The organism is Geothrix sp. (genome assembly GCF_049292215.1).
Lineage (GTDB): Bacteria > Acidobacteriota > Holophagae > Holophagales > Holophagaceae > Geothrix.
This window is the reverse complement of the sequence record NZ_JBATQW010000024.1, coordinates 1-11,901: the sequence shown is the minus strand read 5'-3', so window position 1 is coordinate 11,901 and position 11,901 is coordinate 1. Positions and strand designations below refer to the sequence as shown.

The 11,901-nt window shown below is 64.3% G+C and carries 15 protein-coding genes; 14 read left to right on the top strand and 1 reads right to left on the bottom strand.

What is annotated here, in order from left to right; genetic code table 11:
* Positions 1-27 precede the first annotated feature (27 nt).
* The 14 genes from hpt (at position 28) to WAS25_RS04580 (ending at position 10,286) form a co-directional block, all read left to right on the top strand.
* On the top strand, positions 28-549 hold the full coding sequence (gene hpt / locus WAS25_RS04645) for a hypoxanthine phosphoribosyltransferase (protein ID WP_422310344.1): 522 nt from the start codon (positions 28-30) through the stop codon (positions 547-549).
* Positions 546-1,106 (top strand): LPS assembly lipoprotein LptE, encoded by a 561-nt coding sequence (lptE, locus tag WAS25_RS04640; protein WP_422310343.1) that lies wholly within the window; start codon positions 546-548, stop codon positions 1,104-1,106. The genes hpt and lptE overlap by 4 nt, the downstream gene beginning before the upstream one ends.
* The gene (holA, locus tag WAS25_RS04635; protein ID WP_422310342.1) at positions 1,106-2,128 is read left to right on the top strand and encodes a DNA polymerase III subunit delta; all 1,023 of its coding nucleotides are present in this window, start codon (positions 1,106-1,108) and stop codon (positions 2,126-2,128) included. Before lptE ends, holA begins: the two co-directional genes overlap by 1 nt.
* 81 nt (positions 2,129-2,209) lie before the next feature.
* Positions 2,210-3,193: a fumarate hydratase gene (locus WAS25_RS04630; RefSeq protein WP_422310341.1), complete on the top strand. Its 984-nt coding sequence runs from the start codon at positions 2,210-2,212 to the stop codon at positions 3,191-3,193.
* A gap of 7 nt (positions 3,194-3,200) precedes the next feature.
* Positions 3,201-3,779: a FumA C-terminus/TtdB family hydratase beta subunit gene (locus WAS25_RS04625; protein ID WP_422310340.1), complete on the top strand. Its 579-nt coding sequence runs from the start codon at positions 3,201-3,203 to the stop codon at positions 3,777-3,779.
* A gap of 45 nt (positions 3,780-3,824) precedes the next feature.
* Positions 3,825-4,655 (top strand): peptide chain release factor N(5)-glutamine methyltransferase, encoded by an 831-nt coding sequence (gene prmC / locus WAS25_RS04620; protein WP_422310339.1) that lies wholly within the window; start codon positions 3,825-3,827, stop codon positions 4,653-4,655.
* A gap of 44 nt (positions 4,656-4,699) precedes the next feature.
* Entirely contained in the window at positions 4,700-5,371 is a 672-nt protein-coding gene (locus WAS25_RS04615; protein ID WP_422310338.1) for a flagellar basal body L-ring protein FlgH, read from the top strand.
* Positions 5,372-5,380: 9 nt separating this feature from the next.
* Complete coding sequence (locus WAS25_RS04610; RefSeq protein WP_422310337.1) at positions 5,381-6,490, top strand: flagellar basal body P-ring protein FlgI; 1,110 nt, start codon at positions 5,381-5,383, stop codon at positions 6,488-6,490.
* A complete protein-coding gene (locus WAS25_RS04605) occupies positions 6,487-6,822 on the top strand; it encodes a rod-binding protein (RefSeq protein ID WP_422310336.1) in 336 nt (111 codons plus the stop codon). Before WAS25_RS04610 ends, WAS25_RS04605 begins: the two co-directional genes overlap by 4 nt.
* A 42-nt stretch (positions 6,823-6,864) precedes the next feature.
* Complete coding sequence (gene flgM / locus WAS25_RS04600) at positions 6,865-7,167, top strand: flagellar biosynthesis anti-sigma factor FlgM (protein WP_422310335.1); 303 nt, start codon at positions 6,865-6,867, stop codon at positions 7,165-7,167.
* A gap of 24 nt (positions 7,168-7,191) precedes the next feature.
* A complete protein-coding gene (locus tag WAS25_RS04595; RefSeq protein ID WP_422310334.1) occupies positions 7,192-7,506 on the top strand; it encodes a hypothetical protein in 315 nt (104 codons plus the stop codon).
* Between the two features lie 32 nt (positions 7,507-7,538).
* Positions 7,539-7,835: a hypothetical protein gene (locus WAS25_RS04590; protein ID WP_422310333.1), complete on the top strand. Its 297-nt coding sequence runs from the start codon at positions 7,539-7,541 to the stop codon at positions 7,833-7,835.
* 2 nt (positions 7,836-7,837) lie between these two features.
* Positions 7,838-9,358 (top strand): flagellar hook-associated protein FlgK, encoded by a 1,521-nt coding sequence (gene flgK / locus WAS25_RS04585; RefSeq protein WP_422310332.1) that lies wholly within the window; start codon positions 7,838-7,840, stop codon positions 9,356-9,358.
* Positions 9,359-9,377: 19 nt separating this feature from the next.
* Positions 9,378-10,286, top strand: a complete 909-nt coding sequence (locus WAS25_RS04580) for a hypothetical protein (protein ID WP_422310331.1) — start codon at positions 9,378-9,380, stop codon at positions 10,284-10,286.
* On the opposite strand, the gene trmFO is transcribed toward WAS25_RS04580, so the two are convergent.
* The gene (gene trmFO, locus WAS25_RS04575; RefSeq protein ID WP_422310385.1) at positions 10,283-11,641 is read right to left on the bottom strand and encodes a methylenetetrahydrofolate--tRNA-(uracil(54)-C(5))-methyltransferase (FADH(2)-oxidizing) TrmFO; all 1,359 of its coding nucleotides are present in this window, start codon (positions 11,639-11,641) and stop codon (positions 10,283-10,285) included. The two genes, WAS25_RS04580 and trmFO, sit on opposite strands and share 4 nt — an antisense overlap.
* Positions 11,642-11,901: the final 260 nt, after the last annotated feature.

Below are 11,901 nucleotides of genomic sequence, written 5' to 3'. Positions count from 1 at the left end.
TTATAGGTCCCAGGTGCAGGAGTCTCCATGCGAACGCGCATCACCCCCCTCGTGACCGAGGCCCAGCTCAGGGGCAGGGTCCAGGAATTGGGGGCCCAGCTGACGAGGGACTATGCCGGGAAGGACCTCGTGGTCATCGGCCTCCTGAACGGGGTGTTCCCCTTCTTCGCGGATCTCGTCCGTGCCATGGACCTGGACATCGAGGTGAGCTTCATGCAGGTGGCCAGCTATGGCGGCGGCATGGAGAGCACCGGCGAGGTGCACATCCTCAAGGACCTTGACCGGAGTATCCAGGGGCGCCACGCCCTGGTGGTGGAGGACATCGTCGATACGGGGCTCACGCTGTTCAAGGTGGGCAACCTGCTGAAGGATCGCGAGCCCCTGAGCCTGAGGATCTGCACCCTGCTGGACAAGCCCAGCCGCCGGAAGGTCGAGGTGCCCGTGGACTACATCGGGTTCACCATTGAGGATCACTTCGTCGTGGGCTATGGCCTCGACCTCGACGGCAAACTCCGCAACCTGCCGTACGTCGGCGTGTACCACCCGTGAAGCCCTCTCCGTTCGGAGCCTCTCTACTGCTGGTCGTGTGCCTGTCGGCGACCGGCTGCGGCTATCACCGTCTGGATCGCCAGCAGCGCACAGCCGCCTGGGCGAAGCAGGGGGAGACCATCCGCCTGGCCCGCTTCCGCAACCTCACGCCCCGTCTCGGGCTAGAGGACCGCTTCACGAAGGCGCTGGAGAACCGGGTGGTGGCGGCCAGCCCCTGGCGGCTGGTGGCGCAGGGCGAGCCCTCCCGCTGGGTGCTCCAGGGAACCCTGGAGAGCTACAGTTCACGCCCCATCGGACTCACTCTCGGTAACGACAAGGCCAAGGCCAGCGCCGGGTCCGCCTCCCGTGTCGAGGTGGCCGTGGTGGCCAGCGTGGACCTCCTCGACGGCCAGACGGGCGTGGTGGTGCTCTCCCGTCGCGGGCTCACCTTCTCGAATCAGTACCGGGTGGACCAGAACTTCGCCAGCTTCGACAGCCGCGAGCTGCAGGTGCTGGAAAGCCTGGCGGACGACTTCGCCGAGAGCTTCCTGACCCAGCTGCTGGAAGGCATCGACTGATGGCCGTGCCCTCCGCCTGGCTGAATCACGGCTTCGCCTTGCTGCACGGTGAGGATGGCGATGGCCGCCGCGAGGCCGTGGAGGCCTGGAAGCAGAAGCACGTGGATCCCGAGTGGGCGGACTTCTCACTCACGGTCTGTTCCGAAGGCTGCCCCTGGCCTGAGGTCACGGCCGCCCTTCAGGAAGCGGCGCCCCTGGGCGCAGAGGCCCGCACCGTCATTGTGCCCGCCGCGGACAACCTCTTCACCCGCGCGAAGGAACTGCCTTCCTCGGTGAAGGCTCTTCTGGAGAAGCCCTTGGCAGGCGTGAACCTCCTGCTGGTGGCCTGGACGACCCTTCCTTCCGCCCCTGGGAAGGCGCTGGGCGCGAAGCCCTGGACGGACTGGACCAAGGCCGGTCGGATCCTAAAGGTTGGAGTTCTCGATGCGATGGAGATTCCCGCGTTCATCGAGGCGGAGGCCCGGCGGCTGGGCCTGTCGCTCCAGGGGGCCGCGGCGGCCATGCTCGCCCAGCGCCAGGGCGGCCACCCGGGCCTGCTCAAGCGCGCCCTGGAGGTGCTGGACCTGCTGTCCGAGGATCGGCGGGTGACCGAGGCCATGGTGGACCAAGTCACTTTCCGGCTGGCCGACCAGAAGGCTTTCGCTTGGTCCGGTGCCTGGCAGAAGGGGGATGCCGCCGGGGCGCTCAGAGCCCTGCGCACAGCGCTGGAGGATGGGGACGAGCCCTTGATGATGCTGGGCCAGGTTCGCCGAGAAGTGGACCGCCTGCTGCGGTTGGCGGAAGCGGAGGCGGCGGGATTGAAGGGCGCCGAACTGCTCGGCGCGCTGGGGATGTCGCCCAAGCAGGCCTTCCTGTTGGATGGCTATCGGAGTGCCCTGGCCAAGCTCAAGGCCCGCGGGGTCAAAGCCCTTCTGGGGCGGGTCAACCAGTGCGAACGGGACCTCAAGGGCATGGCGCTGTCCCGGAGCGAGGCGCCCCTGCTGGACCTGACCCTGGCCCTGTGCCGGGCCTGGGGCCGTTGAACCGCTGGGCGAACCGGACATTGATCACTTGAGCGTGAGCTTCGCCGGGCGGATCATGGGGGTCTGCATCCCGGAGGGCCCATGTCTGAGTGCGTCATTCCCGCCTTGACCTCCCCGGAGGTGGTGGCTTCCAAGTCTGTCCTGCCTGAGGGCTGGAAGGCTGACCTGTCGAACCTGAGTTCTCTCGACCTCACCCAGCCGGTGATGGAGCTGTTGCGCCGCACCACCAGCCGGCTGCCGCAGGACGTGATCGATGCAATCGTGAAGGGCCGCGACGCCGAGGAGGAGGGCAGCCGGGCCTTCAATACCCTGAACGACATGGTGCGCAACATCAACCTCGCGGATGGCCAGGTGACGCCTCTCTGCCAGGACACGGGCTCAGTGATCTTCTGGGTGCGCCATCCCTTCGGCCTCAGCCAGCGCGCCGCCAAGGCCCAGATCCGCGCCGCCGTGGTCGAGGCGACAAAGCGTTCCTGGCTTCGCCCCAACTGCGTGGAGTCGCTGAGCGGCAAGAACAGCGGCACGAACATGGATCCCTTCCACGAGCATCACCCGGCCATCCACTTCGAGGAGTGGGACAAGCAGGAGATCGAGATTTCGGTCATGCAAAAGGGCGGCGGCTGCGAGAACGTGGGCGCCCAGTACCGCCTGCCGGACGCCTCGCTGGGCGCGGGCCGTGACATCAAGGGCGTGCGCAAGTGCATCATCGATGCCGTGGTGAAGGCGCAGGGCCAGGGCTGCAGCCCGGGCATCCTCGGCGTGGCCATCGGTGGCGACCGCGTCACGGGCTACGAGAAGAGCAAGGAACTCATTCTCCGCAAGCTGGGCACGACCAATGCCGATCCGAAGATGGATGCCTTCGAGAAGGACCTAACGGTAGACCTCAATACCCTCGGCATAGGCCCCATGGGCTACGGCGGCGTCACCACCGCCCTCGGCATCCACGTCGAGGAGATGTACCGCCACCCCGCCAGCTTCTACGTGAGCATCAGCTACATGTGTTGGAGCAGCCGGCGTGGCACGGTCACTTTCCCGGCCAGCGGCCAGCCTTCCTACGATCTGTGAGGCTCCCATGATCCGACTCACCACGCCCATCACCGAAGATCAGATCCGCACGCTCAAGGTCGGCGACGAAGTGCTGCTCAACGGCCGCGTCGTCCTCAGCCGTGACATCGGCCACAAGTACATGAAGGAGCAGAAGCCTGAGTGGCTGAAGCCCATCCTCGAGAACATGGTCATCTACCACTGTGGCCCGGTGGTGAAGAAGAATGCGGATGGCACGTGGTCCTTCGTGGCCGCCGGCCCCACCACCAGCATCCGGGAGGAGCCCTACCAGGCCGACGTCATCGAGACCTACAAGGTGCGGGGCGTCATCGGCAAGGGTGGCATGGGCAAGAAGACCAGCGAAGGCCTCGTGAAGACCGGCGCTGTCTACCTTCACGCCACGGGCGGCGCGGGTAGTCTGCTCGCCGCGCGCGTGAAGCGCGTGGTGGACGTGAAGATGTTGGAGGAATTCGGCAGCCCTGAGGCCTTCTGGATCATCGAGGTGGAGGACTTCCCCCTGGTGGTCACGATGGACAGCCATGGCGGCAGCCTCCACGAGATCGTGCTGGCACAAAGCCAGGAGCGGGCCAAGGCCCTGACAGCCTGAAAACACCGCATTTTGGATCCACCGTTCCCACGCTAGGCTGGTGGGATGGTCCAGACCTATCATCAGCTCCGCCTCGACCTGGCCACTGCCTTGGCGGTGTTCCTCGATCCGGAGGAGGCCCACGCGGAGTGCGTTCGGTGGTTCGAGGAGGGGCTGGAACTTTCCCGCACCTGGATGGCCGCCCACGGGAGCGACCAGGTTCCCCCGGAGGTGCGTCGTCGTGTCAGCGGTTGGGTGCGCCGCCGGAAGCAGGGCGAGCCCTGGGCCTACATCCTGGGCTGGAGCATCTTCCGGGACCGACGCTTCAAGGTCAGCCCCGCCACCCTCATCCCGCGCCCGGAGACCGAGCTGCTGGTGGAGGCGGCCCTGGAGGTGGGCAGGCGATTGAAGGTGGACCGTTGCGTGGATGTGGGCACAGGCAGTGGCATCATCGGCGTGTGTCTGGCCCTGGAGACTGGCTGGCAGGTGACGGCCACGGATGTGAGCCTTGGCGCCTTGGCCATTGCCCGGGAGAACGCCCTGAGCCTGGGAGCGGAGGTCGCCTTCGTCGAGGGAAGCCTGCTGGCGCCGGTTCCGGATCCGGTGTCCCTGGTGGTGGCGAACCTGCCCTATGTGGACCCCGCCGACGAGCCGACCCTGCAGCGGGAGCTGGCCTTTGAACCAGCCTCGGCCCTGTTTGCCCCTGATCGGGGACTGGCCCTATCGGTGGCCCTGTTGGGCGAAGCCAGAGTCAGGCACGCCCCGGCTTGCCTGCTGGAGATTGGGGCGGGGCAAGGGGGCGAGTTGTGCCGTCGGGGTATGGGCATCGGTTGGAGCAAGGTCATGATTCATCAGGATCTTGCAGGACATGATCGAATCCTGGTGGCCCTGGCCTGAGGGATTGGCACTGTCCTCGCCCCACCTAGGGCTGGAGGTGCGTCATGAGGAAAATGCTGCCTATCGTCCTGCTCTTCGTGGGATTCGGCTGCTCCATTCCCAAGCGCCACGATGCCAATCTGGCCAAGAAACCAGCCATCCCCTATGTGGATGAGGCCCCACCGATGCAGCCCCTGAACGAGGGGAGCCTCTGGCGGGACCGGCCGATGATCGCCGACCTGCGGGCCTTCCGCGTGAATGACCTTGTGACCCTGAAGATCAGCGAGAGCACCAATGCCATCAGCAAGGCGGACGTCACGACCAGCCGGGTCGGTAGCAACAAGCTCAGCAGTCCCAACCTCTTCAGCGCCCTGGCTGGCTTCGGGATCGGGAGCAGCACCGCCGACAAGACCACGGGAAACACCAACAAGTTCGCCGGCACCGGAACCACCGGGCGCAGTGCCACCTTCACCACGACGGTCACGGCGCGGGTTGTCAAGGTGGTGGGCAACGGGAACCTGATCTTCGAGGGCTACCGGGACATCCAGCTGAACAACGAGACCCAGCGGCTCTACGTGGCCGGCATGCTTGATCCCCACATGCTGGATGCCACCAATGCCATCACCTCCGGGCAGGTGGCTGAGCTGCGCGTCGGGTACGGCGGTCAGGGCGTGGTGGATGAAACGCTGAAGCCGGGCTACATCAGCCGCCTGCTTGCCTACATCTGGCCGTTCTAGGGAGTTCCCATGCGCATCGCCGTCCTCTTTCTCACGGGCCTGGCACTCTTCGGTGCGGACCTGGCGAAGGCCGAAAAAAAGATCGAGTCCAAGCTCCGGGACGTGGCCCGGCTGCAGGGCGTCCGGGGCAACCAGCTTCTGGGTTACGGCATGGTTGTGGGACTGGATGGCACCGGTGACAAGGACCAGACCAAGTTCACCGTCCAGTCCCTGGCCAACCTTATGTCCCGGCAGGGACTGACTGTCAATCCGGCCACGATCAAGGTGAAGAACGTCGCGGCGGTCATGGTGACGGCGGAACTGCCCCCCTTCGCCCGGGCTGGGTCACGCCTGGATGTGACAGTGTCGAGCACCGGCGACGCCAAGTCCCTGGCCGGTGGGATGCTCTTGATGACCGCCATGCAAGGACCTGATGGCCAGACCTACGCGGTCGCCCAGGGGCCGCTGCTGGTGGGTGGATTCAGTGCCTCGGCCGGGGGCGCCTCGGTCACCAAGAACCACCCGACCGTGGGCCGGGTGCCGGATGGGGGCATCATCGAGCGGGAAGTCGGGGGCGACTTCAACGCCCGACCGACTCTGCGCTACAGCCTTACGGAAGAGGACTTCACCACGGCCATCCGCGTGGTGCATGCCATCAACGAGGAACTGGGGGAGAAGCTCGCCCAGCCGCTGGATGCCCGCACGGTGGAATTGAAGATCCCGAAGGAGTTCCAGGGACGGGCCGTGGAGCTTGTGGCCCGGCTGGAGAACCTGAACATCCAATTGCAGCCGAAGGCGCGGGTGGTGGTGAATGAGCGGACAGGCACGGTGATCCTCGGTTCGGAAGTTCGGATCGGGGCCGTGAGCATCGTGCAGGGCGGGCTGAGCATCGTGGTGACCTCCACACCGCTGGTGAGTCAGCCCGCCCCCTTCAGCCAGGGCAAGACGGTCACGGCGACCAAGAAGGACGTGACGGCCGTCGAGGAGAAACCCAAGACCGTCACGGTGGAGCCCGGTGTCAGTGTGGGCAAGCTCGCCGAGATGCTGAACGGCATGGGCGTGAGCCCCCGCGACATGGTGGCGATCCTTCAGGCCATCAAGGAAGCGGGTGCGCTCCAGGCCGAACTGAGGGTGCTGTGATCGCCCAGGGTCTGCCATCCATCGACTCGGTGACCCAGGCCCAGGGGGCCAAGGCCCTGCCCGACCAGGCCGAGCGGACGGACAAGGCGGCCCGCCAGTTTGAAGGCCTGCTGATGAGCCTGCTGTTCCAGACCATGCGAAAGACGGTACAGCCCTCGGGGCTGTTCGGTGAGTCGGGACAGTCGCGATCCACCTACGAGTATCTGATGGACCAGGCGGTGGTGGATCAGGCCGTCTCGACCGGCCACGGCTGGGGTTTGGCAGAACGGTTGAAAGCCAGTTGGTCCCGTCAAGAAAAAACCGCGCAGGAAAAAGAACTCCCAGTGGATTGAAGGTTCTTGGCAAACTGCCGATAGAACCTTGTCGAGGTACACATGCGCATCAGCGGCAAACCGAGCGGTGTCGGAAGCACCCAGAGCGCGACCGGGCCCAAGCCTTCCGGTGCCCCAGCCTCCGCTCCCGTCGCTTCGGTTTCCGGTTCCGACGCCGTCCAGGTCTCCTCGGAGGCACGGCTTGTGGCCGTGGCCCAGGAGGCCCTGGCCGTCGTCCCCGACATCCGGACGGAGAAGGTGGAAGCCATCAAGGTCCGGTTGGATGCCGATGCCTACAACCCCGATGGAGAGGCCGTGGCCGCAGGGCTCATCAAGGAACACATGGCGAAAGGACGCCATTCCTAGCCCGTAGGCCCTTGTCGTGAGGGCATGATCAGTCCGCTTGGACAGCGCCAGATCCTCCAGACCGCCGCAGTCGAGACGGTGAGGCAGGCCATGGAAGGCGGGTTCCAGGTGCAGCGGGAGCAGGCCCGTCGCCAGGCCTTCGACGCGAAGCTCGCGGAGGCCATGCTCGATGTGTCGGATGTGGCGGAGACGGATGTCTTGAAGCTGACCGAACAGGGGGCAAGGGAGCAGGACCGGAGGTCCGGGCATGGCACCGGGGCCACCGAGGACCTCTCAGAGGAGGAAACGGTGGATATCCCGGCAGAGGGTGCCGGGCCACACCTGGATCTCTTGGCCTGAGGCTTGCCGGAAGAGGGCTACGGAGGTCTTCCATGCTGCATGCCGTGCCCGAACTGCTTGACGCGCTCGAGACACGATTGATTGAGGGCGAGGATCCGGCCGAGCTTTTGTCCGCCATCCGCTGGTCAGAACTGGTCGGATGGCCCGAAGACGCCGTGGCCGCCCGAACCCTGAAGCAGCGCATCATCGCCATCCAGACCCTGATCATGGGGCTGCAGTCCCCTCTGCGGGCGGCGTTCTCTGAGATGTCCGGGGCGCCAGTGTATGGTCGGGGGGGATTCCTCGCGGAGGCCCCGGTCCGCGTCCAGCGGTTGCGCGGAAAGGCCTAGCCATGCCTGGATTGAATGCCAGCCTCTACCTTGGGCTCTCCGGGCTGCAAGCCCAGCAGTCGGCCCTGAGCGTCGTCGGCCAAAACATCGCGAATGTGAACACGCCTGGCTACACAAGGCAGCGGGCTGATCTCTCCTCCAACCTCTCGTTGAATGAAGGGCAGCTCTATTTTGGCACCGGGGTGACCTTGACTTCGGTCCAGGGCATTCGCGACCGGTTCCTCGATCTCCAGATCTATCGAGAAACAGCGAAGGAGTCTGGCGCCTCCGACCGGTTCGCGGGGCTGAACGCGATTGCCACCAGTCTCGCCGACTCGGGCAGTTCCGGGATCGGAGCTCAGATCCAGGCCTTCTTCCAGGGGTTCCAGGATCTGTCCGCCCAGCCGCAGAGCGCTGCCCTCCGAACCAACTTGGTCAACAAGGCCCAAGGCATGGTGACCGCACTGAAGACAAGGTATCAACTACTCGATGACCAGAGGAACAGTGCGGATCAGGCCGTCGGCAGTCTGGTGACGCAAGTGAACACGCTGACCGACCAGATCGCCAATCTCAACCAGCGCATCATGACCGAGACCACACCTGGAGCCAACAATGACGCCAGGGATCAGCGAAAGGCCCTGACGGACAAGCTTTCTGCGTTGGTGGGCATCAGTGTCTTTGAGGGGGCCAAGGGCGAGTATCAGATCACCCTGGACTCCGGTACGGGTGTACTGGTCAACGGTACGAGTGCCTTCCAGCTGAGGACTTCCCCAGGCGGCGCCCTCGACGGGAAATCGAGTGTGCTACTGGATGTGGGCGTTCCACCACTGAATGTCACTTCCGACATCAAGGAAGGGCAGCTGGGGGCGAGGCTTGACCTGCGGGACAACCTCCTCCCCGGCCTGCAGCGGCAGCTGGATCAGCTGGCTGCGGGCATCGTGCAGGGGGTGAACCAGCTGCATCGGACAGGTTTCGCGGCTGACGGCATCACCAATTCGGCCTCGGCCGCGCCCCACCCGCCGCTGGCTTTCAACAACTATTTCTTCGTCGGCGATCCCACGAACCCCAGCAACCCTGGCCTTCCCGTGGGGGTGGATTTCACCGGCAATTACAAAGGCATGGTGAGCAGCCTGGCCATCGACCCAAACATCGTGCTGGATTCCTCACTGATCGCCGCGGCCGGGGCGGCTGGAGCCAAGGGCGACAACACCAATGCTTTGGCCATGGCCGCCCTGCAGACGGCCCTGGGCACCGTGGACCTGGATGGCAACGGGGCAGGTGACTCTGGCACCACCTACAGCAATGTGGTTGGCAACCTCATCAGCGACGTGGGCAACAAGGTCCAGCGCTATGAAACCCAGACCACCGCCCAGCAGAATCTGCTGACGGCGCTTCAGAACCAGCGTGACAGCATCTCCGGGGTCAACCTCGATGAAGAGGCTTCAAGCATGATGACCCTTCAGAGGGGCTACCAGGCGTCGGCACGCTTCATCAGCGTCATCAACCAGCTCACGGATCAATTGGTGAACCAGTTCGGCCGATAACCTAGGAGACGGGTGACCCATGTCCTTCCGAACCGCCAGCACCACCCAGCAGCGCCAGAGCCTCCTGGACCTTCAGCGCACCCAGGAGCGGCTTGCCCAGAACCAGACCCGGCTCACCACCGGCAGCCGCATCACCGGTCCGGCGGACGATCCGACGGCGTCCGCTGCGATCCTGGATTTCGACAACTCCATCAAGGTGAACACCCAATTCATCAAGCAGGCCGACGCTGCGCTCTCCTACCTGACGCCAGCGGAGAACAACGTCGCTGCAGTCATCGAAGCCAACATGCGGCTGCAGGAGTTGGCGATCGGAGGCTCGACGGCCTCGATCGCGGAGCTGGATGCCATCCGCTCGAACCTGCTTTCCATGGCGAATGCCCAGTCCCAGGGGAAGTACGTGTTCGCCGGCACTGCTACCGACACGAAGCCCTTCGTCTTGACCAACCCCAACGACCCCACATCGCAGATCACCTACCAGGGCAATTCGGGCCAGATCCGGCTGAATCTGGATGGGAATGCCGCCAACCCCAACCAAGTGGTCACGAACATTCCGGGTGACACGGTCTTCTTTGGTGCAGGCGGTCTGGGTTCCAGCACGGACATCTTTCAGGCCATCACCGATCTCAAGACGGCGTTCAATGCCAACGACACGGCGGCCGTAAAGGTGGTATCCGCGAACCTGAACCTCATCCTTTCCAACTTGAACAAGGCCCAGGCAGACCTGGGGGGTCGGCAGGCGGGACTTGAGAACCTGAAGGAAACCTACGCCAACTTCAACGCGACCCTTGAGAACCTCCAGACCGCCCAGGCGGAGACCGACTATCCCAAGGTCATGACGGAGGTCGCGGCCGATGAGACAATGAAGTCGGTCACCCTGAGCACCATGGCCAAGACCAACAAGTCGAACCTGTTTGATTACCTTACTTAATCAGGCGTGGCGAGATGGCGCTCCAGTGAGGCGAGGGCCCGTCTCCGGTGGATTTCTCCCTTGGCGGCCTTGACGGCCCTGAGCCCTCCCGAGCGTTTCAGACCTCGGATGTCCAACTCCTCCTCTGGGATGGGTGGAAGCAATCCCAGCATGGCGTTGGTTGGTCCGAAATCCTTGCTGGACGAGTGCGCGAGGTAGTTCAGGAGGCTCCCCAGGATGGTGTCCTGAGGGAATGGAAGGGGCGCCGCGCCCCGGACGGCCCGATCCACGGAATGGGCGGCCGCTAGTCCGGCCGCAGCGGATTCCAGATAACCTTCCACGCCGGAGAGCTGGCCCGCCACCCAGAGGTTCGGCACGGACTTGACAGCGAGTGTCGCATCGAGAAGGGATGGCGCCTGGAGATAGGTGTTTCGGTGGATGCTCCCAAAGCGCGCGAATTCCGCGTGGGACAGGCCTGGAATGAGCCGGAAGACCTCTTTCTGCGCTCCCCACTTCAGGCGGGTCTGGAACCCGACCAGGTTGAAGTGCTCTCCTGCGAGAGTGTCCTGTCGCAGCTGCACAATGGCGTGGGGCCAACGTCCGGTCCTCGGGTTGTCCAACCCCACGGGCTTCATGGGGCCGTGACGAAGGGTCTCCCGCCCTCGATCCGCCATAACCTCGATGGGCAGGCAGGCCTCGAAGTAGGGCGTATCCACTTCGTGCAGGGGAACCTGTTCTGCCGAGAGCAGCGAATCTAGAAAGGCCTCGTACTGCGGCTGATCAAGGGGGCAGTTGATGAAGTCGGGCCCCCCCTTGTCATACCGGGAGGCCATCCAGGCGATCCCCATGTCGATGCTGTCCCGCTCGACGATGGGGGCGATGGCATCGTAGAAATGCAGGCATCCGCTTCCGGTGATCCTGGCAAGCCAGTCCGCCAGGGGATCTGAGGTTAGGGGGCCGGTGGCGAGAATGGTCGGATGTTGCAGGTCGGGAACTGAAACCTGGGCCTCGACCCACTCGATGTTCGGATGATGCTTGAGGGCCTCGGTCACTGAGGATGAAAAAAGATCCCGATCGACGGCGAGGCTGTTGCCGGCCGGCACACGGGTGGCTTCGGCACAGCGGAGGATCAGAGAGTCCATCCGGCGCATCTCGGCCTTGAGAATTCCCGTAGCGGAGTTCGGATCGTCGCTTTTGAAGGAGTTCGAGCAGACCATTTCGGCGGCGTGACGGGTCTTGTGCGCAGGCGTGGTGTAACCCGGGCGCATTTCCGTGACCTGGACCAAATGCCCAAGGGAAGCCAGCTGCCAGGCGGCCTCCGATCCAGCCAAGCCTGCTCCCACGATCTGGATCAAAGCTCCCCCTACTGGACCGATTCTACGGCAAGTTCAAACAGCCCCCGCCGGAGGATGCTTCTCTGCGGAATGGCCCCTAAACCGAATGGGTGTATGCCCTTCAAGCGGTAGGTGAGCGCTGCGGAAGAAATTTTCTCTTGAAGTGGGGGCGGTTGGTGTTAGTCTGGATGTCCTGCGCAGTTGAGGCTGTGGGGTGCAGGATGAGGCTGTGAGGCTGAATCCGACATGCTGAGGAGCATGGTGGGCGTCTTTGAAAACCGGATAGAAGATAGGAAGCCTTT

What these genes read in the sequence shown, in the direction of transcription:
- WAS25_RS04625 (WP_422310340.1), top strand. Translation starts at nt 3,201, where the DNA reads ATGATCCGACTCACCACGCCCATCACCGAAGATCAGATCCGCACGCTC.
- hpt (WP_422310344.1), top strand. Translation starts at nt 28, where the DNA reads ATGCGAACGCGCATCACCCCCCTCGTGACCGAGGCCCAGCTCAGGGGC.
- WAS25_RS04590 (WP_422310333.1), top strand. Translation starts at nt 7,539, where the DNA reads ATGCTGCATGCCGTGCCCGAACTGCTTGACGCGCTCGAGACACGATTG.
- prmC (WP_422310339.1), top strand. Translation starts at nt 3,825, where the DNA reads ATGGTCCAGACCTATCATCAGCTCCGCCTCGACCTGGCCACTGCCTTG.
- WAS25_RS04610 (WP_422310337.1), top strand. Translation starts at nt 5,381, where the DNA reads ATGCGCATCGCCGTCCTCTTTCTCACGGGCCTGGCACTCTTCGGTGCG.
- WAS25_RS04630 (WP_422310341.1), top strand. Translation starts at nt 2,210, where the DNA reads ATGTCTGAGTGCGTCATTCCCGCCTTGACCTCCCCGGAGGTGGTGGCT.
- holA (WP_422310342.1), top strand. Translation starts at nt 1,106, where the DNA reads ATGGCCGTGCCCTCCGCCTGGCTGAATCACGGCTTCGCCTTGCTGCAC.
- flgK (WP_422310332.1), top strand. Translation starts at nt 7,838, where the DNA reads ATGCCTGGATTGAATGCCAGCCTCTACCTTGGGCTCTCCGGGCTGCAA.
- flgM (WP_422310335.1), top strand. Translation starts at nt 6,865, where the DNA reads ATGCGCATCAGCGGCAAACCGAGCGGTGTCGGAAGCACCCAGAGCGCG.
- WAS25_RS04615 (WP_422310338.1), top strand. Translation starts at nt 4,700, where the DNA reads ATGAGGAAAATGCTGCCTATCGTCCTGCTCTTCGTGGGATTCGGCTGC.
- WAS25_RS04595 (WP_422310334.1), top strand. Translation starts at nt 7,192, where the DNA reads ATGATCAGTCCGCTTGGACAGCGCCAGATCCTCCAGACCGCCGCAGTC.
- WAS25_RS04580 (WP_422310331.1), top strand. Translation starts at nt 9,378, where the DNA reads ATGTCCTTCCGAACCGCCAGCACCACCCAGCAGCGCCAGAGCCTCCTG.